Source organism: Pseudomonas sp. Pc102 (assembly GCF_018408275.1).
Taxonomy (GTDB): Bacteria; Pseudomonadota; Gammaproteobacteria; order Pseudomonadales; family Pseudomonadaceae; genus Metapseudomonas; species Metapseudomonas tohonis.
Genome location: NZ_AP021905.1, coordinates 4375901 through 4401221, shown reverse-complemented (window position 1 = coordinate 4401221; position 25321 = coordinate 4375901). Strand labels below are relative to the sequence as shown.

Sequence of the window (25321 nt, the reverse complement as noted above, 5' to 3'; positions counted from 1 at the left end):
AAAGCCGATGTAAATCAATGGGTTATTGGAGTTGTTGGAGCGGGTTTACGGCCCTTGTGCCGGGGTTGCTGGAGGGGCAGCAGCGGGCCCGCAACGGGGCAGCAATGGGCGAGGTATGGGCGGTGATCGACAGGGGTTCGGAGCGGCATTGGCAGCATGGGTTTCGCTGCGCTCTACACCCTCCTACGAGGCGCGCGCGGCCGGACACGGAAGGGGGCGGGGCGTGGCGGGAATGAAAACGCGGGAGGCCGATCGCTCGGGCTCCCGCGTGGGTCCCGCGCCTGGAATCAGAAGCGGGTGGTGAGGCTGACGCCGACGGTGCGCGGGTCGCCGTAGGTGATCACGTACTGGCCGCTGCCGACGGCGCCGTTGGGGCGGCCGTGGACCTGGTAGCGGCGGTCGGTGAGGTTGTTGACGAAGCCGGTGACGCTGATCTTCTCGTCATGGTTGAACCAGGTCAGGCGGGCGTTGGCCAGGGTGTAGTGGGGCTGGCTGAGGGTGCTGTCGACGCTGCTCTGGCGGTCGGCCAGGAAGTATTCCTTGCCGCGGTAGCTGACGTCGCCGCCGGCCACCAGCTTGCCGCCGACTTCCAGCGGGAAGGTGTAGTCGGCGCCCAGGGAGATGACCTGCTCGGGCGAACGCACGAAGCGGTTGCCGCTGTAGTCGGCGGTGACGACACCGGTGTTGGGGTTGACGTTCTTGAAGTCGGTGTACTCGGTGTCCAGGTGCGAGAGGGCGGCACGCAGGTGCAGGAACTCGGTGGGCTGGGCTTCCAGTTCCAGTTCCGCGCCCTTGACCTCGCCGGCGGCGCCGTTGGTCAAGGCGGTGGTGAGGATGCCGTTGTTGACGGTGAGCAGGTTCACCTGGATGTCGCTGTAGTCGTAGTAGAAGACGTTGGCATTGGCGGTGAGGCGGCCGTCCAGCCACTCCGATTTCAGCCCCAGTTCGTAGGCATCCAGTTCTTCCGGGTCCACCGTGGTCAGGCCGGAGAGGCCGCCGGACAGGCCGGTGTTGAAGCCGCCGGAACGGAAGCCGTGGGCGTAGCGGAAGAACACCCGCAGGTTGTCGTTGATGCGGTATTCCGGGGTCAGGTCGTAGGTCCAGGCGTCCCAGGTCTTGTCCTTCTCGCTGGTGCCGTTGTTGTCGGCGCCGGCGATGGGGGCACCGCTGGCCTGGCGCTGGGTGAGGGTCAGGTCGATGTCCTTCTTCTCCTGGGTCCAGCGCAGGCCGCCGGTCACGCTGAACTTCTCGGTGAAGTCGTAGGTGACGTTGCCGAACAGCGCGACGCTGTCGGTCTTGTGGGTGTAGGCCAGGTCGCGGTACACGGTGCCGGTCTGGTTGCTGCCGGTGCCGTTCGGGGTGGTCCCCGGGCGCACGTAGCGCAGGGCGTCGCTGTCGAGCTTCTCGTGGAAGTAGTGGGCGCCGGCCAGCCAGCGCAGGGCATCTTCCTGGGGCGAGGCGAGGCGGAATTCCTGGCTGTACTGGTTGTACTCGTTGTCGACGTCGCTGACGCCGTTGACCTCGTAGGGGGTGTAGTCGGCGTCGGTGAGGGCCTGGTTGCGAATGCTGTCGTAGGCGCTGATGGAGGTCAGCTTGTAGCCGCCCAGGTCCCAGTTCAGGGTCAGCGAGGTGCCGTCGTGGTCGAGCTTGTAGTCCTCGTCGACGTTGAGCTGGATCTTGCTGCCATGGGGGCGCACGTAGCCGACGTTGTAGTAGCGGCCCACCGGCAGCGAGCCGTTGCTGCCGTCGCCCTTGTGCTCGCGGCTGTGGATCTTCCACAGGGCTTCCAGGTCCGGGGTCAGCTGGGCGAGGAACTGCAGGCGCACGGCCTTCTTGTTCACGTCGCCGTAGGTGTGGTCGTTGGTGAGGTTCTTGGTGAAGCCGTCGCGCTCCTCGGAGTAGACCGCCACTCGCGCGGCCAGGCGCTCGTCCACCAGGGCGCCGCCGATGGCGCCGTTGAGGATGCGTTCGTTCTTGCTGCCGAAGCCGATGGTGCCGTAGCCGTCGGTGTCGAAATCGGGCTTCTTCGAGATGATGTTCACGGCGCCGGCGGTGGTGTTCTTGCCGTACAGGGTGCCCTGTGGGCCGCGCAGGATCTCGATGCGCTCCAGGTCGTAGAGCGGGCCGCCACCGGCGATGGGCGCGTTGAGGTAGACGTCGTCGGCATAGATGCCGACCGGGAATACGGTGGCGGCGCCGGTGTCGCCGGTGCCCAGGCCGCGGATGTACCAGCGCGGACGACCGTCGCCGTCGGGGTTCTTGGCGGCGGCGTTGGGCACGAAGGTGGTGATGTCGCCGATGGCGCGCACGCCGTCGGCGGTGATGTTGGTGCCGTTCACCGCCGAGACGGTGGTGGGCGTTTCCTGCAGGGTTTCCTCGCGGTGCTGGGCGGTGACGGTGACCGTCTTCAGCGCGGTGGTGGGCTGCGCCTTGGCGGCGTCTTCGGCCTTCTTCGCATCGGTCCGCTCGGCGGCGACCAGGGCACCGCTGGCGGTCAGCAACAGGGCCAGCCATATGCCCCGGGTAATCGGATTGGGTGTGTGCATGTTCTCTCCCCTTTTATAAGTAAGGCACGGGTCGCCAAGTGGGCGTTCGCAAGGCGTGCCATGAATAAGCAAAAGGGGAAGAGCAGGAGTCGTGCCAGCCTTTCGATGGGCTTGTCGGATATTTTCTTAAATTCGCAAATATATGATTTAAAAGGAATTTATTAATAACCGAGGCGCGTTATTGCAACAACTAAGGGCGCGCGGGAGTTGGCCGGATGCAAGGCCGGTAGAGGGGCATTCGCGTGTGCGTAATTGGCAGCAGGAAGTTGCTGGGAAGTTGCTGCTGGGGAAGCAGTCGCCCGGGCATTGCTGCCCGGGCAACAGGGCTCAGACGGCGACCCGGGAGGTGGAGCCGATGACCTTCTCCAGCACGCTGAAATCGATCCAGTCGCGCACGTCGAAACGCCGGGGGATGAAGTCCCAGCGATGGAGGAAGTCGGTGAAGTCCTGCAGGGCCGCGATCGAGCGTTCGTCGAGGGTGGTGCGCAGGCGGCGGTGGGCATCCTCGCCGTAGGCGGTGGCGACCCAGTACTCGCTGGTGTTGAGCTCGCGGGCGAGGAAGCGCCGGGTCTCGTCCGGGTTGGCCCAGGCCCATTGCTCGGTGCGCAGCACGGTGTCGACGATGCGCACCGAGGCATCGAAATGCTCGTGCAGCAGGTGGGTGTCCACCGTCAGGGTCCGCGGCGTGCCGTTGTTGGAGCGGATCAGCGGGTCGGGGTGCGAGCCGGTGTCGACCACCACCTGCAGGCCGAACTCGTTGGCCAGGTGGGCGGCGTGGGCACCCTTGAGGAAGATGGCATCGATGTCACCGCGCAACAGGCCGATCAGCTCGTTGTTGCGGCGCCGGATGCGGTCCACCCCGAGGCTCACTTCGGCGCCGTACAGGTGGTGCTTCTGCTCGTCGCTGTAGGTGCCGCCGTAGGGGTAGTCCACCAGCTCGACGTCGCGCACGGAGAGCCCTTCCAGGCGCAGGGCGTTCTCCAGGCCGCGCAGGGCCTGGGCGCGGGTGAAGTCGATCTGCACGTTGGCCCACTTGGGCAGGCCGAAGCGGCGGTTCTTCAGGTCGCGCACGCTTCTCACGCCGGATTCCGGGGTGGTGAGGATCAACTGCACCTCGTCGCTCCACGACAGCCCCAGCACGCGGGTCTCCACGCCGCTGGCGTAGGCCCAGATGGCCGGGATGTTGCCGCCGTGGCGTACCGAGTTGCGCAGGTGGTGGTCGTAGTGGGCTTCGCGTACCCCGCGTTCGCTGGATTCACGCAGCGACTGGATGCTGGTGCCGTAGGGGCGGAAGGCTTCGGCCAGGCGGCCGGACTGCACCGCGATGCCGAGCCCGGTGGGAACCGGGCTGTGGGTGTACCAGAGGGTATCGAGTGGCTTGCTCATAAGTGGCTCGGTTGAAGTCAGTAGAGCCCGGCCGATCAGCCTGCCAGCGCAGTGGCTGCGCGCAGGGAGTCCAGCGGTCGGGTATCGATCCAGTCACGCACGTCGAACAGCCGCGGGATGAAGCCCCAGCGGTGCAGGAACGCGGTGAAGTCCTGCAGCGCGGCGATGGCCTGCTCGTCCAGCTCGGTGCGCAGGCGGCGGTGGGCATCCTCGCCGTAGGCCACCGTCACCCAGTACTCGCTGCTGTTGGTCTCGCGGGCGAGGTAGCGGCGGGTGTCGTCGGGGTGGGCGTGGGCCCATTGCTCGGCGCGCAGCACCGCGTCGAGGATGCCGGCGGCGGCTTGCGGGTGCTGTTCCAGCAGGTGGGCGTCGACCGTGAGGGTGCGCGGCGTGCCGTTGTTCGAGCGCACCAGCGGCTCGGGGTGCGAGCCGGTGTCGATCACCGTGCGCAGGCCGAAGTCATGGGCCAGCTGGGCGGCGCTGGCGCCCTTGAGGAAGATGGCATCCACCTCGCCGCGCAGCAGGCCGACCAGCTCGGCGTTGCGCCCCTCGGCGCGGCGCGAGCTCACCGGGGTGCCGGCCACGGCCTGTACCGGCTCGTCGCTGAAGGTGCCGCCGTAGCGGTAGTCCACGCGCTCCACGTCGGCCACTTCCAGGCCGTCCAGGCGCAGGGCGTTCTCCAGGCCGCGCAGGGCCTGGGCGCGGGTGAAATCGATCTGCGCGCCGTGCCAGTCCGGCAGGCCGAAGCGGCGGCCCTTGAGGTCCCTGACGCTTTTGATGCCGCTGTCCGGACGGGTGAGGATCAGCTGCACCTCGTCCGCCCAGGACAGGCCGATGACGCGGGTGTCACGGCCCTGGGAGCGGGCCCAGATGGCGGGGATGTTGCCGCCGTGACGCACCGAGTTCTGCAGGCTGTGGTCGAAGTGCGATTCGCGCACCGCCTGCTCGCTGGATTCGCGCAGCGACTGGATGCGCGTGCCCTGGCTGGCCAGGGTCTGTTCCAGCCAGCCTTTCTGCACGGCGATGCCGAGCCCGGTGGGGACCGGACAGCGGGTGTACCAGAGGGTTTCGAGTTGGCTCATGGTCGGTCTCCTCAGGCGCTTTGCTTGAGAGCGGCGGCCGGGCTCGCCGCCGAGCGCTGGTGCACCAGGGGCAGCACTTCCTGGCCGATGCGCAGGGCTTCTTCCAGGTGCGGGTTGCCGGCGAGGATGAAGGTGGAGAAGCCGGCGTCGCGGTACTCCACCAGGCGCTCGGCGATGTTCTCGTGGCTGCCCACCAGGCCCACGGTCGGGCCGGGCTTGGCCTTGGCGAAGCCGGCCCAGAGATTGGGGCCGAGGATCAGGTCGTCGAAGCGGTCGATGTTCTGGTGGTAGGCGGTCTGGCGCGCGCCACCCACGGAGTCCGAGCCGCTGGTGAAGTTCTTAACCAGGGAACTGGGCTTGCCTTCGAGGCGGTCGAACTGGGCGCGCAGGTCGCGCCAGGCGGCTTCCTCGGTCTCGCGGGCGAAGAGGTCGACGCGCAGGCCGAAGCGCACGCTGCGGCCCTGCTTGTCGGCCAGCTCGCGCACGCGGTCGATGTGCGGCTTGAGCTTGTCCACCGGCTCGGCCCAGTTGAGGTAGACGTCGGCGTGGCGCGCGGCCACCTCCAGCGCGGCGTCGGAGAAGCCGGAGAAGTACACCCCGGGCTTGCGCTCGTCATGCAGGCCGGGCGGCAGCGCGCCGTTCTCCAGCTGGTAGATGTCGCCGTCGTAGGAGAAGCGCTCGTTCTCCCAGAGGCCCTTGATGATGTCGAGGAACTCGCCGGTGCGCTTGTAGCGCAGGTCGTGTTCGAGGAAGTCGCCATTGGCCCGCTGGCTGGCCGGGTTGCCGCCGGTGATGATGTTCCACTCCAGGCGGCCACGGCTGAGGTTCTGCAGGATGGCGGCCTGCTGGGCGGCGTAGGCGGGCAGGGTCCAGGTGGCCTGGAAGGCGATGAGGAACTTGATGCGGCGGGTCTCCCGCGCCAGGGCCGAGGCCACCACCCACGGCTCGGGGCCGGTGGGCAGCAGCGCGCCCTCGAAGCCGGCCAGCTCGGCGGCCTTGGCCACCTGGGCGATGTAGTCGATGTAGCCGAAACCATCGGGCTCGCCGTTGGGCAGGCGGCCGGGGGCGATGTTGCCCGGGCGGTGCGCGTGGCTGCCACGGTTGTGCTTGTCGGTGGACAGCTGCGGTCCGTCGGTGCCCAGCGGCAGGCGCCAGAAGAATTCAGTGCTCATATTCGCTCCTGATGAGGTGGCCGTGGTTCCCGCCAGGGCCGGCGAGCCACGCTGCCAGGTGCGAGTGCAACGGCCATGCCACGGCCCGCCGGCATGGCTGCGGGCCAGGTGGGGCAAGGCCTGCGAGGAGAGGGCGCGAGAGGCCGGGCGGGCGGGGTGCGTCTCCAGCAACACCCTGCCAGCAGCCGGCTGCTGGGGGCGCAACAGAATCGCCCGCAGTGGGCCGGCGGACGGCCTGGCCGCTGCCGCCAGGCCTTGTGTTTCAAGGGGTTGAAGGAGTCGGCACAAGTCCTGCTCTGCACCGCTCCGACCGCGCATCGCGGCGGCAACGGAGCTTCGTTGCGTGAACCCCCTTGAAGGACGATCCCATGACCCAGACCAGCAGCACCCTCGGCAGCGCCATCCTTGACCAGGTCGAGCAGGCCAAGCGCGATTTCGCCAAGGCCTTCCGCGTACTCCAGGACACCCGCACCCTGACCGCCACCAACACCCTGCAGGCCTACCTGCGCGTCCCCGGGACGGACCTGGTGATCGCCCTGCGCGCACCGTCGCCCTGGGACGACGAGCCGGCCATCCGCGCCTCGGTGGTGAGCTACGACGGCGTCGTCCACCTCGACGAGACCCTGGGCGGCGCCCAGACCCTGAGCGAGAGCCGCGAGGCCGGCAGCGGCAAGCGCTACGCCCAGGTGCTGCGCGAGCGCGCCGAGGTGAACGTGGTGATCCACGTGCACACGCCCTACCTGGGTGGCTGGGCCGGTACGCACCGCGTGCTGCCGCTGCGCTACGCCGCCTCGCAACGGGTGACCCTGGCGCGCGAGCTGCCGGTGTACATCGACCGTCGCCAGCCGGAGCCGGCGTTCATCGTCGAGACCATCGAGGCCAACCCGCACACGCCGGGGCTGCTGGAGGCCAACGGCGGGGCGACCTTCTGGGGCACCGGCATCCTCCAGGTGGCCAAGCTGGTCCTGCTGGTGGAAGAGGGCGCCTACTTCCAGGCGCTGGCGGAAAACCTCGGCGGCTCCAGGGAGTTCGGCCCCGGCGTGCTGGAGCAGCAATGGAAGATGACCGGCCTCTGGGCCGAAGGGCAGAAGCTGCTGGGCGAAGTGGCCTGAAGCGGCGCCCGCTAAGGGGCGGGTGACGCTGGCGCGGCGGGCGGCAGCGTCGCCGCGCCGATGGATTCGCTGAACTCGGTGTCGATGAGCACCGTGCGCACCTTGTAGCTGTCGAACTTGCGTGCCTTCACCGGCACCGAGAAGCGCCACGCCTGGCCACCCTCGATGCCCTTGGCGCGGAAGGTCTCGGTGTCCACCAGCTTGCCGCCCTCGTAGATGTCGAACACCAGGGTGACGGTGGAGAACGACTTCTCGGTGGTGTTGGCTGCGGTGCCGTTGATGTAGCTGTCGTGCCCGGAACGGGTGAGGGCGAGGTTGCGCACCTTGACGTCATCGGCGAGGGCATACAGCGGCACGAGGGCCAGCAGGGCGAGGCAGGTTTTACGCAACATGGCGAATGACTCGAGGCCTTAACCCTCCGTTGATACATCGGCGCGATAACCTTGTCGACTACCGCTCGGCGCCGCGTAATCCGAGGCTTACGGCGGCGACTCACGGAGGTGCCCGCAGCGTGGGGTGGACCCCGCTTTATCGGTCCACCGTTCGGTGTTATGTCGAGCACCTGGCAGCATGGGTTTCGCTTCGCTCTTCCCATCCTACGGGCGTGCCATCGCAAGGTTTTGGAGATTGGGGCTGTGGGAGCGAATTCATTCGCAATGCGTTGTTCGCCTGGTTCAGGCCACGCTCAGGGTCACGCTCACCCGCCGTCCCAGCGCGGTGGCGATGTTCACCAGGGCGTCCAGCGAGAAGCGCGAGATACGCCCGCGTAGCAGGTCGTTGATCCGTGGCTGCGTGACGCCGCAACGGGCAGCCGCTTCTGCCTGCTTCCAGCCGCTGTCTTCGATGATGGCGGTGATCTGCTGCATCAACTCTGCACGTGCACGCAGGTTGGCGGCCTGCTCGGGGGTGTCGGCGATGGCATCCCACACGCTGTCGAAGCTTTCGATTTCGCTCATTTCAAACCTCGCATGAGTTCCTGGTAACGGGCCTTGGCCAGTTCGATGTCGCGCCTGGATGTGGCCTGGGTTTTCTTTTGGAAGGCGTGCAGAACCCAGATGGCGTCGGCTACCCGGGTGGTGTAGATCACCCGATAGGCCCCGGATTCGTCCCTGATCCGAATCTCTTCCACGCCGGTTCCGATGCTCGGCATTGGCTTGAAATCCGTTGGCATGCAGCCGCGTTGCAATAGGTCCAGTTGGTAGCCTGCGTCCTGCTTGGCGCTACTGGGAAAGCCGCGCAGGCATTTCAGGGCATCGCCCAGGAAGCGTAGTGGTTTCATTATCGAAAATATACTGATTTGGATATATTTTTCCGGAAGGCTAGCGGTGCACCCGCTTCCCTCTAGGCCAATACGATGGGTTACCGCTGGAGCTTGTAGGGCTGCAAGGCAAAAGGGTTGTGGGGATTTTCGAAGCAGCTGGTGAGCGTATGCGCAGAGCCTGATGTCGCTACGTGGGGGCGAATCCGTTTGTGAGGCCTTCAACGGGGTGCGTGCGGCGTAGGGTGGAACCCGCTCCATCGGTCCACCTTTCGTGCCTGCCGGCCACTGGGCTGGTGGATGAAAAGAGCGTCATCCACCCTACAAAACGTGCCGCCGAGGCCATGGGAATAGGGCTGTGGGAGCGAATTCATTCGCGAATCTCTTCGCGGTTGAAACCGCTCCCACGGGCCGTGTCGTGCGCGGTGTGATTCACCCCTCCGCGCCGGCCTTTTCCAGGATGGTGTCGATGGAGGCGCCGGTCTCGGCGCTGCGCAGGTAGGTCTGGTAGAGGGCGGCGTAGGCGCCGTTGCGCTCGATCAGCTGCGCATGGGGGCCGAGTTCGACGAGCTGGCCGTTGCGGATCACGGCGATGCGGTCGGCGTCGCGGATGGTGGCCAGGCGGTGGGCGATGATGATCGCCGTGCGGCCTTCGCAGAGGCGGCGCAGGGCGCGCTGGATGCGCCGCTCGGTGTGCACGTCCACCGCCGAGGTGGCTTCGTCGAGGACCAGCACCGCCGGGTCGGCGAGGTAGGCGCGGACCAGGCACACCAGCTGGCGCTGGCCGTGGCTGAGGTGGGCACCGAGGGGGCCGACTTCGCTGTGGTACCGGTGCGGCAGGCGCTCGAGCACCTCGTCGGCGCCCAGCTCGCGGGCGGCGGCGATCAGTTCGGCGTCGCTGGCGGCGGGGGCGGCCAGGCGCAGGTTGTCGAGGATGCTGCCGCTGAACAGCACGTTGTCCTGCAGCACCACGGCGACGCGGCGGCGCAAGGCGTGCTGGGCGACGTCGCGCACGTCCACGCCGTCGATGCGCACGGCACCGCCCTGCACGTCGTAGAAGCGCGTGAGCAGTTGCACCAGGGTGCTCTTGCCGTGGCCCGAGGGGCCGACGATGGCCAGCACCTCGCCGGCCTGGATGTGCAGGTCCAGGTCGCGGATCACCGGGTGCGCGGCCCTGGGGTCGTAGGCGAAGCGCACGGCCTCGAAGCGCACCTCGCCACGGGCGTCGGGCAGGGTCTGCGGCGCGTGGCGGTCGGTGATCTCCGGCGCCGTGTCGAGCAGCAGGAAGATGCGCTGCGCCGAGGCGGAGCCGGTGGCGTAGCGCTCGAAGAGGTCCGACAGCTCCTGCAGCGGGCCGAGGAACATCATCACGTAGAACAGGCTTTCCGCCACCTGGCCGACGCTCACCGTGCCGTTGGCCAGGCCGTGGCCGCCCACCAGCAGCAGCGCGGCCATGCCGGCGGCCGCGAGCAGCGCGGTGAAGGGGGCGAACCAGCCGGAGCGCAGGCTGCCGCGGATCAGCGCCTGGTTGAAGTCCAGCAGCAGGCGCCGGTAGCGCGCGCGGTTGGGCGCCTCCTGCACGCATTGCTGGATCATCCGCGCGCCGCTGACGCTCTCCACCAGGTGCGCGGTGAAGCGGCTGCGGTTCTCCGCCACCCGCGCCCAGTTGCGCTGGGAGATGCGCTTGAACGCCCAGGTGGCGGCGAACAGCAGGGGCACGGTGCCCACCAGGGCGAGGAAGAACAGCGGCGAGATCAGCCACAGCAGCACGCCGGCCACGCCACAGCGCAGCAGGGCGCCGAGCAGCTCCGGCGGGCCCTGGATCAGCAGCGGTTCGAGGCTGTCCACGTCGCGGTCGGCGCGGGAGATGATGCGCCCGGCCTTGGTCCGGTCGAAATAGCCGACGCTCAGCGCCTGGACATGGGCGAACACGCGCACGCGCAGGTCGTTGAGCACGCGGATGGCGGCGCTGCCGGCGATAAACTGCGACAGCCCGGCGAGCAGGAAGCGCCCCAGCCAGCTGGCCGCCAGGCCCAGGCCGAGCAGGGCCACCAGGCGCTCGTCCAGCAGCCAGTGGTCGCCCTGTGGCACCAGCCCGTGGTCGAGCAGTTCGCGCACGAACAGCGGCCGCAGGAACACGGTGAACACCAGCAGCACCTCCAGCGCGATGACCGTGAGGATGGCGCCGCGTATCGGCCGCAGCAGCGGCAGCAGGCGGTGCAGCATGCCGCGATCCAGTGCCTGGCGGGCGAGCATTTCCTCGATCTCGATGTCCGAGAGCGCCTTGCCCGGTAGTGGGTTAGCCATGGTCGATCCCCAGCAGGTCGCGGTAGACGGGGTTGCGTTGCAGCAGCTCGGCGTGGGTGCCGGCGTCGGCGATGGCGCCCTGGTCGAGCAGCAGCACGCGGTCGGCCAGGAGGATGGTGGAGAGCCGGCTGGAGATGACCAGCAGCGTGGTGCCGCGCAGGTCGCGGATGTTGCCCAGCACGCGGCGCTCGCTGATGGCATCGAGGGCGCTGGTGGCGTCGTCGAGGCAGAGGATGTCCGGCTGGCCGAGCAGCGCGCGGGCCAGGTTGAGGCGCTGGCGCTGGCCGCCGGAGAGGGTCACCCCGCGATCGCCCAGGGCGGTGTCCAGCCCCCGGGGCAGGCGCTCCAGCACATCGTCGGCGGCGGCCAGGTGCAGGGCCTGGAGCAGCTCGGCGTCGCTGGCCCCGGGCGCGGCCAGGCGCAGGTTGGCCGCCAGGGTGTCGGAGAACAGGAAGCTTTCCTGGGGCACCACGTGCACGCGGCGGCGCAGCTGGGCCAGGTCGAGCTGGCGCACGTCCTGCCAGCCGGCGATATCGGAGCCCAGCAGCAGGCGCCCGGCGCTGACGTCCACCAGGCGCGGCAACAGGCTGGCCAGCAGGCTCTTGCCGGTGCCGGTGGCGCCGACCAGGGCGACGACCTCGCCCGGTTCGATGCGCAGCGAGCAGGCGCGGAGGATCTCGCGGCCGCCGTCGGGGGCGCTGACGCCGACCGCCTCCAGCCTGAGCCCCAGCGGGCCTGCGGGCAGGGGCGCGGTGCCGCTGCGGATGGCCGGCTGCTCGTCGAGCAACTGCCAGATGCGCTCGGCGGAGGAGCGGGCGTCGGCGAAGGTCTGCATGACCCGGCCGATGCCTTCGATGCGGAACACCAGGGTGGTGGCGATCAGCAGCGAGGTGACCAGCTCGCCGATGCCGATGCGCCCGTCGGCCACCAGGTGCGCGCCGTAGACCAGGATCCACACGTGGCCGAGGGCGACCACCGCCTGGGGCAGGGGGATGCGCGAGGCGGCGTAGGCGAGGGCGGTGCGGGCATGCTCGGCGAACAGGCCGACCTGGCTGGCGAAGCCCTGGATGCGGCTGGCCTCCAGGGCGAAGGACTTGATCACGCGCACGCCGCCGATGCCTTCGGCGAGGTCCTGGGCGACGCGGTCGTAGGCCGCGCCCACGGCGCGGTCGAGGCTCACCAGGCGTTCGGTCTGCACCACGAAGATGGCCAGCCCCAGTGCGGTGAGCAGCAGCGGCACCAGGCCCAGCAGCGGGTGGTACCAGCCCAGCAGGCCGACGGCGGCGAGCACCACCAGCGGGGTTTCCACCAGCTGGCGCCAGAAGCTGATGAGCGCGTCGCGCACCTTGTCGGCGTCGCGGGTGGTGCGGGTGACCATCTCGCCCATGCCGTGCTGCCAGTGGTAGCCCAGGTGCAGGCCCTGGACCTGGCCGAGGATGCGCTCGCGCAGGCGCGTCAGCAGTTCCTGGCTGAGGATCAGCGAGAGTACGCCGGCGGCGTACTGCAGCACGCCCCGGCCCAGGGCGACGCCGACGATCAGGGCGACCCAGTACCAGCCGAGCGAAGCGTCGAGGCTGCCGTCGGCCTGGCGTACCACGGCGCGGCCGGCGCTGACATCGTTGACCGCGTGCCCCACCAGCCATTGCTGCCAGGCCAGGCCCAGGTTGACGGCGATGAACAGGGACGCGGTGAGGGCGAAGCGCCAGGGCATCTCGCGGTAGATGGCCAGGCAGCGGAGCAGGGGGTGGCGGTGGGGCATCGGCGAGGCTCGTGGTGGGAGGTGGGCGTGGTGCTCGGCGGGGCGGGCGAGGGCGGGTTGCACCCGCCCCCCAGGGGTACGGGCGGGCTTACAGCTCGTCCTTGTAGATCACCCCACCTTTCATCACCCACTGCACCTTCTCCAGCACCTTGATGTCGGCGAGGGGGTCGTCCTTCACGGCGATGATGTCGGCGTAGCGGCCGGCCTCGATGCTGCCGATGCTGTCGCTGGCCTCCAGCCACTTGGCCGGGGTGATGGTGGCGGCCTGGATGGCCTGCAGGGGCGTGAGGCCGGCTTCCACCAGGAAGTGGAACTCCACCGCGTTGGTGCCGTGCGGGGTGATGGGCGCATCGGTGCCGTAGATGATCGGGATGCCGGCCTTGATGGCCTTGGCGATGTTCTGCCGGTGGATGGTGCCGGTCTGCTTGAGGATCGCCAGGGTGTAGGGGCTGGCGCCGGCCTCGATGGCATGGTCCAGGGCCAGGCCGCCGATGGCCAGGGTGGGCACGATGGGGATGTTCTTCTGCTTGAGCAGCTTCAGGCCTTCGTCGTCCACCAGTGAGGCGTGCTCGATGGTGTCGGCGCCCAGCCGTGCGGCGAGGCGGATGCCATCGGCGCCGTGGGCGTGCACCGCGACCTTCTTGCGATAGCGGTGGGCGGTGTCGATCACCGACTTCAGCTCCTCTTCGCTGAACTGGGTGACACGCGGGTCGGTGCCGCTCATGAAGCCGCCGGTGATGCACACCTTGATGAAGTCGGCGCCGTACTTGAACTGCTGGCGCACCTTGCGCTCGAAGGCGTCCGCGCCATTGGCCACGCCGGCGCCGTCCTTGTCGTCCTCGGGGGTGGTGGGCTGGCCGGAGCAGTGGCCGCCGGTGGTGGTGAGCAGGGTGCCGGCGTCGTAGATGCGCGGGCCGGGGATGTCGCCTTCGTTGATGGCGTCGCGCAGGGCGATACCGGTGAAGGCGCGGCCGCCCATGTTGCGCAGGGTGGTGAAGCCGGCCTTGAGGGTATCCAGCGCCTGCTTGGCGCCGGCCAGGGCGCCACGGGCGGTGCCGAAGCGCGGGCCGAAGCCGCCGAGGTGCACGTGGGAGTCGATCAGCCCGGGCAGCAGGGTGCTGGCGCCGAGGTCGACGACGCGGGCGTCGCTGGGGATCACGACGTCGGGGCCGACGGCCTTGATCTTCTCGCCTTCGATCAGCACCACCGGGTCCTTGACCACCTTGCCGCTGGTGACGTCGATCAGCCGTGCGGCCTTGAGCGCGACGAGCTGCGGCGGCTGGGCGGGCGCGGCGGCCTTGGGGGCCTCGGCGGCGAGGGCGAAGGGGGCGGCGCCGAGCAGCAGCGCGGTGCCGGAAGCGAGGGCCAGGCGGTTGCCCTGGCGGATGACGCGAGCGAGTGAGGGGGTCATTTTCCTGATCCGTAAAAAGCCCGTACGCCCTGGCATGAACAGGGCGCCGGGAACTGGAACGCGGGGGTGGGAAGGCTCAGCGCGTGGTGGCGCCTTCGGTCTGCTTGGCGTTGAGGATGGCGGTGTATTCGCCCGGGTCGATGCCGTTGAGGTAGTAGTTGCCGACGTGGTGCAGGCGCCAGCGGATCGGGTCGTGGGTGGTGTGCACCCGCGCGTTGCGCCAGAAGCGGTCGAGGTTCCACCGGGTCAGCGAGGCACTGGCACCGAGCAGCGAGAAGATGTCGCTGGAGATCTTCAGCGAGGCGCCGTCGGAGTGGGCGCGGGCGGTGGCCACCGAGAGGATCAGCTCGTCCTGCAGTTCCTTGTTGTCCGGGTCCTGCTCGTGCTGGTCGAACACCCGCGCAGCGTCGCGCAGCAGGGACTCGGCGGCGCGCAGGGCCACGGCGTACTCGCCGATCTGGCGGATGATGTGCGGCTCCTCGTTGGCGCGCTCGACGCCGCTTTCCACCCAGGGCCGCGCGTTGTGGTTGAGGTAGTGCACGCCGGCCTGCAGCGCGCCGGCGGCGATGCCGGTGTCGATGGCGGCGTGGAGGATCTGCGGGAAGGTCAGCCCGGTGCGCTTCATCGGGCCCTGGCGGCGCGAGACGAAGCGCTCGTCCAGCTCGATGTTGTCGAAGATCACCGTGCCGCTGACCGAGTTGTTCTGGCCGAAGGCGTCCCAGTCGTCCACCAGGGTCAGGCCGGGGGTGTCGCGGTTGAGCAGCACGCCGACGCCGCCATCGTCGGAGCCGGCGGTGAGGGAGATCCACTCGGCCAGGTAGGAGCCGGTGGAGTAGAACTTGCTGCCGTTGAGGATCAGCTTGCCGTCGGCGCGACGCTCGACGCGGGTCTTGAGGGCGAACTTGTTCTTGCCGCCGACCTCGGCCAGGGCGTTGCCGAAGCGCTTGCCGGCCAGCACGTCGGCCACCAGGCGGTCACGGACCTCGTCCGGGTAGCCGGTGAAGATGCCGCGCAGCATCACGTTGTGGATCTGCAGCAGCTGGCCGACGCCGCCGTCGGCCACGGAGATGATGCGCACCGTCTCGACGATGGTCTCCACCGAGGCGCCCAGGCCACCGAAGGCCTTGGGCACGCCGATGGCGGTGAGGCCGCTGTCGGACAACAGTTGCGCCTGGCGACGCGGCAGCTCGCGGTTCTGCGAACTGTCGGCGGCGATCTCGGCGATCTCCCTGGCCACTTCCTTCGCCACCGCGATGGCGTCCGCCTCGCTGCGCAGGATGTTCGCCGCCACGTGGGGCTGCTCCGTGGCGAAATTGCGTTCGGCCGTACTCATGCTTGCACCTCTGTCGATTCGATCGGTTCCGTCCCGGGCCTGTGCCGGGTGCTTGGCGGGGCTTGAGCAGGTTCTATGCCAGAGGCCCGGCGAAGGCTGTCGAGGCCTTGCGTGGCGCGGCTCGCGGGGTGGCCCGGCGAGCACGGCCCGGGGCCGCGTTGCTGCTGGGGAAGCAGCGCCGCGAGGCGGTTGCTCGGCAGGCAGCAATCGCCGCGCAACCCTGTTGGCTGGCCAGCAGGTCGGGCCCTGGTTTTTCCGGTCGATCCGCTGCAGGCCCCGTGGAGAGCGGGCTCTGCGCATTGGCACGGGCATTGCGATAGCCGGGCAAACGGCCCGTGTAGGCCGCCCTGACTCTCTCAATGGAGCGCCCCATGACCCTAGCCGCCACCGCCCCGTCGATCTCCGCCGAAAAGGCCCCGCTGGATCAGATCTGGTTCACCCGTTGCCCGGTGCCCACCGCCTCCGGCATCGCCTACAAGCTCGGCTGGCTGGCCGAGGAGTTCGCCGCCGACGGCCTGCCGGTTTCCACCCTGCAGGAGGCCCGCCAGCTCGGCCGCCATCACTACGACCACGAGCTGCCCGGGCTCTTTCGCGAAGGCGGCAACGTGCCGGCCCTGGCCGCCCGCGCCGCCGGTGCGCCGAGCCGGCTGATCGGCCTGACCTGGATCGAGGAATGGCAGACCATCCTCGTGCGCCCGGACTCCGGCATCCGCAGCCCGGCCGACCTCAAGGGCAAGCGCCTGGCCCTGCCGGCCTGGGGTGACAGCCGCCCCGGCAGCATCGCCCGGGCCATGAGCCTGCACGGCTACAAGGGCGCCCTGGCGCTGGCCGGGCTGGGCTTCGACGACGTGCAGCTGGTGGAGGTGCCGCTGCTGGACCAGGCCGCCGCGCGCACCCCGGAGGAGGGCCTGCAGCGCCTCTGGTCGGGGCTCGAACCCCTGGCCCGTGGCGAGCTGGACGCCGTCTACGTGAAGGGCGCCGCCGCTGCCGACGCCGCCCGCCGCCTGGGCCTGGTGGTGGGGGTGGACCTGGACCTGGTGGACCCGCGCCATCGCGTCAACAACGGCACGCCCCGTCCCATCACCGTTCACCAGGACCTGCTCGACGATCACTTCGACCTGGTGGTGCGCTTCCTCGCCCAGACCCTGCGCGCCGCCGAGTGGGCCGCGGAGAACCGCGACGACCTGCACGCCATCCTCGAGGTGGAGACCCGTGCCGGCCGCGAGGGCGTGGCCGAGGCCTATCGCGGTGACTTCCACACCACCCTGGCGCCGGACCTGTCCGCCCAGCGCCTGGAATTCCTCGGCGTGCAGAAGACCTTCCTCAACCTGCATGGCTTCCTCGAGCGGGACTTCGACATCGCCGACTGGGTCGATGCCCGCCCGCTGCAAGCCGCCCATGACCTGCTGGCCCAGCGCCGCGCCTGAACCGGAGACACGAACATGACCATCCTCGTCAACGAACAGCACATCAGCGACGAACTGCGCGCCTTCGTCGACAACGTCATCCTCGAAGCCGGCGAAGCCTTCGCCGTTTACCGCGAGACCGGCACCATCACCGCCAACGGCACCGTCGGCTTCATCGAGCGGGTGCCGGGGCAGGAGCTGCTGGTCTCGGTGAACTACCCGGGCCCCTGGAATCACCGCAAGCCCCTGCAGGCGGTGGTCACCGATTTCGCCGGCAATGTCGTCTACGGCCACGGTCGTGGTGGTGCCGGGCGCTACACCAAGCTGTTCCAGCAGCACGCCGACATCACCACCGTGTCCCACGTGCATTCGCCCTACCTCGGCGCCTGGGCGCAGACCCAGCGCAGCCTGCCGTTCCACTACGTGCCGGTGCAGCGCTACCAGCTGGCCCGCGAGCTGCCGGTGTACATCGACCGCCGCCAGCAGGAAGTGGACTTCATCCTCGAGCGCATCGCCGAGAACCCCTACACCCCGGCGATCCTGGAAGCCAACGGCGGCTCCACCGTGTGGGGCAAGCAGGGCCTGCGCGCCACCGCCGAATTCATCCTGCTGCTGGAGGAGGGCGCGCAGCTGCAGCTGCTCGCCGAAGCCATCGGCGGCTCCCGTGCCTACGGGCCGGGCGTGCTGACCCAGCAATGGAAGATGAGCGGCCTGTACGAGAAGGCCACCGAACTGGGCCTGGTGCCCGCCATCGACCGCCGCTGAGCCGTTCCAGGGCTCCGTCAGAGAGCCCGTTCAAGCGCCTGCCGACGCGTGCGACACCCTCATCCGATCAAGGACACCGAACATGGCTGTGAAGATTCTCTGGTACCTCACCACCCCCGACGGCCCCTATCCCTGGGAGGCGGAAGGCCGCTGGAAGACCGACTTCCAACACCTCAAGCAGATCGCCGTGACCGCCGACCGCCTGGGCTACTACGGCTCCCTGCTGGGCTCCAGCCCCAACGAGAGCCTGGCGGTTTCCGCCGCGCTGATCGACGCCACCGAGCGCCTGCGCTTCCTCGTTGCCCAGCACCCGGGCGAGCTGTCGCCGGCGGTGCTGGCGAAGTGGGCGCTGACCTTCGACCAGTTCTCCAACGGCCGCCTGCTGTTCAACGTGGTCAACGGCAACGACGCCAGCCTGGCCACCTACGGCATCCACTACGGGCATGACGAGCGCTACGACTTCAGCCTGGAGTACTGGCGCGCCTTCCAGAGCATCTACGCCGGCGAGACCGGCGGCTACGACGGCCGCTACGTCAAGCTCGCACCGCGCCAGGCGGCGGCCGCGAGCCACCCGCTGGGCGGCTGGCACCCGCCGAAGCAGAAGCCGGGCATCCCGCTGTGGGGCGCCGGCACCTCGGGCCCGGGCGTGGCCCATTCGGTGCAGTTGCTGGATGTCTACCTGAGCTTCGCCAACACCCCGCCCAAGCTGGGCGAGAAGTTCGCCAAGGTGGCGGCCGAGGCGGCGAAGATCGGCCGCGAGCTGACCTTCGGCACGCGCCTGCAGGTGATCGTCCGCGAGACCGAGGAAGAAGCCTGGGCCCACGCCGAGAAGCTGTTGCAGCGCACCTCCATCGAGACCGCGCGCAACGCCATCCAGCGCCAGTTGCCACCGGGCGAGACCCTTGAGAGCTTCGTCAGCGACGACCCGCAGATCCAGCGCAACCTGGAGGCCATCCGCGCCGGGCGCCTGCCCAAGGCCCGCGACCTGGAGATCTACCCCAACGTGTGGGTGGGCCCGAGCCTGTTCGGTTTCAACATCCTCGGCCCGGCCGCCGGCACCTACCTGGTGGGCAGCGCCGAGCAGGTGGCCGAGCGCATCCGCGAGTACGAGCGCCACGGCACCTCGGCCTTCATCCTCTCGGGCTTCCCGCTGATCGACGAGGCCCAGCGCGTCGCCGACCTGCTGTTCCCGCTGCTGGACCTGGACCACGGCTTCGAGGTGCCGCAGCTGGGGGTGACCGCACGGGCGCCGAAGGCGGCCTTGGCCTGATGGAACCTGGCGGCCCCGCACAACGCGTGGGCCGCTGAACCGGCAACGGGTAGCAAGCGACAAGCGGAGTGCAACGAGCAATGGAATCCTGGATCAAGCGTGAACTGTCCCGTCGGCATTTCCTGGGCGGCAGTGCGGCCCTGGGCGGCGGCCTGCTGCTGGGGGGCGGGTTGCTCGCCGGCTGCGATGGCGGGGCGCCGGCCACCTCGGCGGCTCGGGTGGTGCCCGGCAAGCCGGTGCATGGCGGGCGCCTGCGGGTCGGCATCATCGATGGCGACCAGGCCGGCAACCTCGATGCGCACAAGCCGGTGGGCGGCGGGATCATCCGGGGCTGGGCGCTGTACGCCAAGTTCTGGGAATGGAACCCCGACGTCAGCACGCGCCTGGCCCTGGCCGAGTTCGCCGAGCCCAACGCCGACGCCAGCGCCTGGACCATCCGCATCCAGCCGGGCCTGGAGTTCCACCACGGCAAGACCATTGGCGCGGATGACATGGTCTTCTCCATCCTGCGCCTCACCGACCCGGCGCTGGCCTCGCCCTTCGCCGGGCTGGTCGGTGCCATCGACCGCAACGCGGTGCGCAAGCTGGACGCTCGCACCATCGAGATCCGCTTCAAGGAAGGCCAGAGCTTCTTCCCCCTGGACGAGACGCTGATCAGCTTCGGCGGCATCGTCCCCACCGACTACGACCCGGTGACCAACCCGGTGGGCGCCGGCCCCTACAGGCTGAAGTCCTTCGTGCCCGGGCAGCGCTCGCTCTACACGCGCTTCGAGAACTACTACAAGCCCGGCCAGCCCTATGCCGACGAGCTGGAGATCATCGAGTTCAAGGACCAGGTGTCCCGCGCGGCGGCCCTGCGTGCCGGCCAGATCGACCTCGCCAGCGGCGTGCAGGCCGAGCACAGCGCGCTGCTCAAGGCCGACCCGCGCCTGCAGCTGGTCGCCTCGCCGAGCACGGCCTTCACCGGCTTCAACATCAATGTCGCCAAGGCTCCGTTCGACGATGTCCGGGTGCGCCAGGCGTTGCGCCTGCTGGCCGACCGCGAGGAACTGGTGGCGCGCGCGCTGAACGGTTTCGGCCGGGTGGCCAACGACCTCTATTCGCCCCACGACCCGACCTACAACCACGGCATCCCCCAGCGCCCCCACGACCCCGACCTGGCGCGCTCGCTGCTGCGCCAGGCCGGCCACGAGAACCTCCAGGTGGAGCTGACCACCACCCCGGGCGCCGGGGCCAGCGCCGCGCTGGTGTTCGCCCAGCAGGCGCGCAAGGCCGGGGTGGAGGTCAAGGTGACCCAGGTCGACGGCTCGGTGTTCAACGGCCCGCAGCGGGAGAACTGGCAGCTGTCGCCGGGTTCGACGCCGGCCCGTGGCTTTCTCGCCTCGGCGTTGCACAACGACGCGCCGACGGCCATCTACAACCGCAGCAACTTCCGCGACCCACGCTTCAGCGAGCTGTTCCTGCAGGCCCTGGCGCAGCCGGACCTGGAAAAGCGCAAGGCGCTGGTGCACGAGGCCCAGGCCATCCAGCACGAGCGCGGCGGCCTGTTGATCTGGGGTTTCAGCGATGTGCTCGACGCCGCTTCGGTGCGCGTCGGCGGCCTGGTGCCGGAGCAGACCACCTTCGCCTCCTGGCGCTTCGACAACCTGTGGCTCGCCGATGTCTGAGCCCCGTACTCCTTGCCCCCCGCGCCAGCAGCGCCGTCGCGCGCCGGCCTGGCTGTCGTGGTTCGTCGGCCGCCTCGGTGCCGGCCTGCTCACCGCCTGGGTGATCACCCTGGTGGTGTTCATCGCCACCCAGGCGCTGCCGTCGGACCCGGCACGGGTGATCCTCGGCCCCGACGCGCCGCTGGAGAGCATCCTCACCCTGCAGCGCCAGCTGGGGCTGGACCGGCCGATCCTGGAGCAGTACCTGCGCTGGCTGGGCAATGCCCTGCAAGGCGACCTGGGCCGCTCGCTGGACTCCAGCGCGCCGGTGAGCGAAATCCTCGGGGCGCGCTTCGGCAATACCCTGGCGCTGATCGCCGGGGTTTTCGCCTGGGTGGTGCCGCTGGCCTTGCTGCTGGGCGTGACCCTGGCGCTGCGCCGCGACAGCCGGCTGGACCGCTGGGGCCTGTCGGCGCTGATCCTGCTCAAGGCGACGCCGGGCTTCCTCCTCGCCATCGGCCTGGTGCTGCTGTTCTCCATGCCCCAGGTGGACCTGCTGCCGGCGGTGTCGATCCTCGACCCGGAGCGGCCGCTGCTGGCGCAGCTGGAGTACCTGGTGCTGCCGGTGTTCGCCCTGGGCCTGTCGGCCCTGCCGTACCTGGCGCGCATGGTGCGTGCCTCGATGATCGAGGCGCTGGAGTCCGACTACGTGATCGCCGCGCGCCTGCGCGGCATCCCCGAGCGGCGCATCGTCTGGCGCCACACGCTGCCCAATGCGCTGGTGCCGGCGATCCAGGGCGTGGCCCTGACCCTGCGCGTGCTGGTGGGCGGCGCGCTGCTGGCGGAGGTGATCTTCAGTTACCCCGGCATCGGCACCACGCTCAACTCGGCGATCCAGATGCGCGACCTGCCGCTGATCCAGGCCATCGTCCTGGTCACCACCCTGGGCGTGGTGCTGATCAACCTGCTGGCCGACCTGCTCACCGTCCTGCTCACCCCGAAGCTCCGTACCGCACGCCGTGTGCGGATGATCCAGCGCAACCGCCGCGGCCTCCTGCCCTGGTGGCGGCGGCAACCGGCCAAGGCGCCCTGAGGACCCTTACATGACCGCGACTTCTTCTTCCTGGCGCCGGCTGCTGCGCGAACCCCAGACCCGCAAGGGCGCGGTGGTGACGGCGCTGGTGTTCGTCCTGGCGCTGCTCGGCCCGCTGCTGGCGCCCCATGCGCCCACCGACATGGTCGGCCCGGTGTACGGCGCGCCCAGTGCCGCCGCGCCGCTGGGCCATGACTTCCTCGGCCATGACGTGCTCTCGCGCCTGCTGGCCGGCGGTCTCTCGGTGCTGTGGATGTCCCTCGCGGCGGCCTTCCTGGCCCTGGCGGTGGGCAGCGCGCTGGGGCTGCTGGCGGGCTTTTCCCGGCGCCGGCTGGACCAGGCGATCATGTGGGCCACCGATGTGGCGCTGGCCTTCCCGGACCTGATCCTGGTGCTGCTGATCGTCTCCATGCTCGGCCGCCAGAGCTGGCTGATCGTGATCACCGTGGCCATCGCCTTCATTCCCAGCGTGGTGCGCCTGGCCCGGGGCAGCACGGTGGCAGTGGCGGGGCAGGAGTTCGTCGAGGCGGCGGAGATGATGGGCTACCCGCGCTCGCGCATCCTCTTCCGCGAGATCCTGCCGAACATCCTCACGCCGCTGCTGGTGCACTTCGGCAACATGCTGACCTGGGGCGTGGGCATCCTTTCCGGCCTCAGCTTCCTCGGCTACGGCGTGGCGCCACCGGCCGCCGACTGGGGGCTGATGATCAACGAGAACCAGGCGGGCCTGCTGATCCAGCCCTGGGCAGTGCTGGTGCCGGCGCTGCTGATCGCGGTGTTCGCCTATGGCACCAACATCCTCGCCGAGGGCATCGGCCGCAGCAGTGCGCAGATCGGCGAGAAGCAGCCATGAGCGCCCTGGCCGAACTGCAGGTGGACGCGCTGCTGCCCCAGGGGGCACCGCTGGCGCCGGCGCTGCGGGTCAGCGAGCTGCGGGTGGAGCTGGCCGGCGGTGCCGATGTGGTGGATGGCATTTCCTTCAGCCTGGCGCCGGGGGAGATCCTCGGCCTGGTGGGCGAGTCCGGCTCCGGCAAGACCACCCTGGCCACCGCGCTGCTGGGCCATGCCCGGCGGGGGGCGCGCATCGCGTCCGGGCGGGTGGAGGTGGACGGGCGCTCGCTGCTGGAGCTGCGTGGCGAGGACCTGCGCCGCGCCCGTGGCGGGCTGATCGGCTACGTGCCCCAGGACCCGGCCACGGCGCTGAACCCGGCGCTGCGCATCGGCGCGCTGCTGGGCGAGACCCTGGCCGCCCACGAGCGCTTGCCGGCGGATGCGCAGCGCCAGCGGCTGGTCGAGACGCTGCGCGACGTGGGCCTGCCGGATGATGCGGAGTTCCTCCGGCGCTTCCCCCATCAACTCTCCGGTGGCCAGCAGCAGCGGGTGTTGCTGGCGCTGGCCTTCGTGCTGCGGCCGAAGCTGGTGGTGCTCGACGAGCCGACCACGGCGCTGGACGTGGCCACCCAGGCGCACATCCTCGACACCCTGCGACGCCTGTGCAAACGCCAGGGCGTGGCGGCGGTGTACGTCTCCCACGACCTGGCGGTGATCAAGGACCTGGTGGACCGCGTGGTGGTGATGTACGCCGGGCGCATCATCGAGGCGGCGCCCCGCGGGCGGCTGTTCGAGCGGCCGGCGCACCCCTACAGCCTGGGGCTGCTGGCGGCGATCCCGGATGTCGCCCGGCGCCTGGCGCTGCGGGCCATCCCGGGCCACGCGCCGGCACCGGGGCAGCGACCCCAGGGTTGTGCCTTCGCCGGGCGCTGCCCGCGCCGGCAAAGCGGCTGTGAGCTGGCCGAACCGCCGTTGCGCAGCCTTGATGGGCAACAGCGGGTGGCCTGCCTGGAGCCCCACCGCGAGCCCCTGGCGCTGGTCGCCGAGGCGCCGTTGGCCGCAGGTGCGCTGGATGCGCAACCGTTGCTGCTGGCGGTGCGCGAGCTGAACGTGGCCTATGACCGCCAGGTGCTGTTCGATGTGTCGCTGCAACTGGCGCGGGGCGAGTGCCTGGCGCTGGTGGGCGAATCCGGCTCCGGCAAGACCAGCCTGGCCCGCGCCCTGGCCGGCCTCGGCGAGAACGCCCAGGGCGAGGTGCGCTATGCCGGCGAGCCGCTGGACCTGCGCGCGCACAACCGCTCCAAGGCGCTGCGCCACCAGGTGCAGTACATCTTCCAGAACCCTTACCGCGCGCTGAACCCTCGGCACACCGTGGCCCAGAGCCTGGCCGCGCCCCTGGAGCATTTCTTCGGCCTGCGCGGCGAGGCCTGCCGTGCGCGCATCGAGGCGGTGCTGGCGCGGGCGTCGCTGCCGGCTTCGGTGGCCGACCTGTATCCCCACAGCCTGTCCGGTGGCGAGCGCCAGCGCGTGGCCATCGCCCGTGCGCTGGTGTGCCAGCCGGAGCTGCTGATCTGCGACGAGATCACCTCGGCACTGGACGTGTCGGTGCAGGCCTCGATCCTCGCCTTGCTGCGCGAGCTGCAGGCCGAGGGGCTGACGCTGCTGTTCGTCACCCATGACCTGGGGGTGGTCCGCGCCATCGCCGACCGCGTGGTGGTGTTGCACCGGGGGCGGGTGATCGAGGAGGGCGCGGTGGACGCGGTGCTCGACCAGCCGCGCACCGCGTACACCCGCGACCTCGTGGCGCATTCGCCGAGCCTGTTGTCGCGGGATTGAGGCCTGGGGTGTTGGAGGGGCGGTGGGTAGAGCAGGCGAATGAATTCGCCCCTACACCATCCCTATCCTCGGTGTCTTTCGGTGGCGCCTTTGTAGGGGGGATGGTGCTTTTTCCATCCACCGGCGGGGCTCGGCATGACCTCGGATGGTGGACCGATGGAGCGCGGTCCACCCACATCTCGGGCGAGCCTGAAAATTCCTACGTGGCAACTGCATTGCCGGCCTACAAGGGGCTTGGCTAGGGTTCCCGCCGTTGTGCCCCTCGGGGCATAACCGGGTGTGGAAGCCCGAACAGATGATGTTCCCCCGCCATAGCGACGTGTATGCGTCGGCGGTCTATGGCGGACCGTGCGAGCGGGTTTCGGCCCGACCGGTCTTGGGAACATCCCGGTACTTCCACACTCGCACGGTCCGCCACCCTTCACGGATTCGGTGGCGGCTCCCCAGCCCTAAGGACGGAGCATTGCCATGACGCTTCCCCAGATCACGCCGCGCCACTTCCTGCGCTACCGCCGCCAGCTGCGCGCCTTCCTCATCGGCCACGAGGCCTGGTTCTCCACCCGCGACCTGCGCCGCCTGCTCAACACCGACCTCCACGAACGCCTGCTCGCCAACCTCTGCGACGACCAGCGCCAGCGCGTGCACCTGCGCACCGCCAACGGCGGCTTCGAGGAGGAAACGGTGGTCAGCGAATCCGGCCTGCATGCGCTGCTCTTCACCTACTGCTACCACCCGGAGAATCGCAACCTGCGACGCTGGGTCACCCAGGCCGTGCTCCCGGAATTGTGGATGTACCGCACCCCGGGCTGAAGCCCGGGCTACACACTGTAGGAACGGATTCATCCGCGATGGGGGCGACGGCGTCTGGCTCGGCGCCCAGGGTGGATGAGAAGAGCGTCATCCACTCACCCTGGCGCACAGAGCTGTCGGTGGCGGGGTGTTGCCGGGATATATGTAGGGGCGATTTCAATCGCCAAGCAGCCCGCAAGGCTGCCATGCCCCGGGGGTATTTCCGGGCTGACGGTAAAAGCGGGCGAATGAATTCGCCCCTACAACCATTCCCGGTGCCGGGGTTTGCGGTGGCACGGTCGGGTGGATGGCGCTTTTT

20 protein-coding genes are annotated in these 25321 nt (G+C 69.4%); 9 read left to right on the top strand and 11 right to left on the bottom strand.

The genetic code is table 11. From position 1 onward, the window contains the following. Positions 1 to 287 precede the first annotated feature (287 nt). The 4 genes from PHLH3_RS20020 to PHLH3_RS20005 form a co-directional block, all read right to left on the bottom strand. Positions 288 to 2546: a TonB-dependent receptor gene (locus tag PHLH3_RS20020; RefSeq protein ID WP_213625508.1), complete on the bottom strand. Its 2259-nt coding sequence runs from the start codon at positions 2544 to 2546 to the stop codon at positions 288 to 290. Positions 2547 to 2873: 327 nt separating this feature from the next. Then, the gene (locus tag PHLH3_RS20015) at positions 2874 to 3932 is read right to left on the bottom strand and encodes an ABC transporter substrate-binding protein (RefSeq protein ID WP_213625507.1); all 1059 of its coding nucleotides are present in this window, start codon (positions 3930 to 3932) and stop codon (positions 2874 to 2876) included. Positions 3933 to 3967: 35 nt separating this feature from the next. Continuing rightward, positions 3968 to 5014 (bottom strand): ABC transporter substrate-binding protein, encoded by a 1047-nt coding sequence (locus PHLH3_RS20010; RefSeq protein ID WP_213625506.1) that lies wholly within the window; start codon positions 5012 to 5014, stop codon positions 3968 to 3970. An 11-nt stretch (positions 5015 to 5025) separates the two neighbouring features. After that, positions 5026 to 6186, bottom strand: coding sequence for an LLM class flavin-dependent oxidoreductase (locus PHLH3_RS20005; RefSeq protein WP_213625505.1), 1161 nt, complete (start codon positions 6184 to 6186; stop codon positions 5026 to 5028). A gap of 368 nt (positions 6187 to 6554) precedes the next feature. Between PHLH3_RS20005 and PHLH3_RS20000 the strand changes: the two genes are divergently transcribed. Next, on the top strand, positions 6555 to 7298 hold the full coding sequence (locus tag PHLH3_RS20000; protein WP_111264345.1) for a class II aldolase/adducin family protein: 744 nt from the start codon (positions 6555 to 6557) through the stop codon (positions 7296 to 7298). An 11-nt stretch (positions 7299 to 7309) separates the two neighbouring features. Here the strand turns inward: PHLH3_RS20000 and PHLH3_RS19995 are convergent, their stop codons facing one another. The 7 genes from PHLH3_RS19995 to PHLH3_RS19965 form a co-directional block, all read right to left on the bottom strand. Next, entirely contained in the window at positions 7310 to 7690 is a 381-nt protein-coding gene (locus tag PHLH3_RS19995; RefSeq protein ID WP_213625504.1) for an FxLYD domain-containing protein, read from the bottom strand. A gap of 282 nt (positions 7691 to 7972) precedes the next feature. Beyond that, the gene (locus PHLH3_RS19990) at positions 7973 to 8254 is read right to left on the bottom strand and encodes an XRE family transcriptional regulator (RefSeq protein ID WP_213625503.1); all 282 of its coding nucleotides are present in this window, start codon (positions 8252 to 8254) and stop codon (positions 7973 to 7975) included. Then, the gene (locus PHLH3_RS19985; RefSeq protein WP_213625502.1) at positions 8251 to 8577 is read right to left on the bottom strand and encodes a type II toxin-antitoxin system RelE/ParE family toxin; all 327 of its coding nucleotides are present in this window, start codon (positions 8575 to 8577) and stop codon (positions 8251 to 8253) included. The genes PHLH3_RS19990 and PHLH3_RS19985 overlap by 4 nt, the downstream gene beginning before the upstream one ends. Before the next feature lie 411 nt (positions 8578 to 8988). Continuing rightward, positions 8989 to 10863, bottom strand: a complete 1875-nt coding sequence (locus PHLH3_RS19980; RefSeq protein ID WP_213625501.1) for an ABC transporter ATP-binding protein — start codon at positions 10861 to 10863, stop codon at positions 8989 to 8991. After that, positions 10856 to 12622, bottom strand: coding sequence for an ABC transporter ATP-binding protein (locus PHLH3_RS19975; RefSeq protein WP_213625500.1), 1767 nt, complete (start codon positions 12620 to 12622; stop codon positions 10856 to 10858). Before PHLH3_RS19975 ends, PHLH3_RS19980 begins: the two co-directional genes overlap by 8 nt. 88 nt (positions 12623 to 12710) lie before the next feature. Continuing rightward, positions 12711 to 14033, bottom strand: coding sequence for an amidohydrolase family protein (locus tag PHLH3_RS19970; protein ID WP_213625499.1), 1323 nt, complete (start codon positions 14031 to 14033; stop codon positions 12711 to 12713). Between the two features lie 76 nt (positions 14034 to 14109). Further along, positions 14110 to 15366, bottom strand: a complete 1257-nt coding sequence (locus PHLH3_RS19965) for an acyl-CoA dehydrogenase family protein (RefSeq protein WP_213625498.1) — start codon at positions 15364 to 15366, stop codon at positions 14110 to 14112. A gap of 371 nt (positions 15367 to 15737) precedes the next feature. On the opposite strand from PHLH3_RS19965, the gene PHLH3_RS19960 reads away from it, so the two are divergent. The 8 genes from PHLH3_RS19960 to PHLH3_RS19925 all read left to right on the top strand — a co-directional run bounded on the left by PHLH3_RS19960 (position 15738) and on the right by PHLH3_RS19925 (position 25023). After that, on the top strand, positions 15738 to 16793 hold the full coding sequence (locus tag PHLH3_RS19960; protein ID WP_213625497.1) for an ABC transporter substrate-binding protein: 1056 nt from the start codon (positions 15738 to 15740) through the stop codon (positions 16791 to 16793). Between the two features lie 15 nt (positions 16794 to 16808). Beyond that, positions 16809 to 17537, top strand: a complete 729-nt coding sequence (locus PHLH3_RS19955; protein WP_173180007.1) for a class II aldolase/adducin family protein — start codon at positions 16809 to 16811, stop codon at positions 17535 to 17537. Positions 17538 to 17619: 82 nt separating this feature from the next. Beyond that, positions 17620 to 18807 carry an LLM class flavin-dependent oxidoreductase gene (locus tag PHLH3_RS19950; protein ID WP_213625496.1) on the top strand — a complete coding sequence of 396 codons (1188 nt, stop codon included), beginning with the start codon at positions 17620 to 17622 and terminating at the stop codon, positions 18805 to 18807. An 80-nt stretch (positions 18808 to 18887) separates the two neighbouring features. After that, positions 18888 to 20474, top strand: coding sequence for an ABC transporter substrate-binding protein (locus PHLH3_RS19945; protein WP_213625495.1), 1587 nt, complete (start codon positions 18888 to 18890; stop codon positions 20472 to 20474). After that, on the top strand, positions 20467 to 21546 hold the full coding sequence (locus PHLH3_RS19940; RefSeq protein ID WP_213625494.1) for an ABC transporter permease: 1080 nt from the start codon (positions 20467 to 20469) through the stop codon (positions 21544 to 21546). Before PHLH3_RS19945 ends, PHLH3_RS19940 begins: the two co-directional genes overlap by 8 nt. A 10-nt stretch (positions 21547 to 21556) precedes the next feature. Beyond that, entirely contained in the window at positions 21557 to 22399 is an 843-nt protein-coding gene (locus PHLH3_RS19935) for an ABC transporter permease (RefSeq protein ID WP_213625493.1), read from the top strand. Further along, positions 22396 to 24213, top strand: a complete 1818-nt coding sequence (locus PHLH3_RS19930; protein WP_213625492.1) for an ABC transporter ATP-binding protein — start codon at positions 22396 to 22398, stop codon at positions 24211 to 24213. The genes PHLH3_RS19935 and PHLH3_RS19930 overlap by 4 nt, the downstream gene beginning before the upstream one ends. A gap of 468 nt (positions 24214 to 24681) precedes the next feature. Next, positions 24682 to 25023, top strand: a complete 342-nt coding sequence (locus PHLH3_RS19925; protein WP_173177670.1) for a BRO family protein — start codon at positions 24682 to 24684, stop codon at positions 25021 to 25023. Positions 25024 to 25321: the final 298 nt, after the last annotated feature.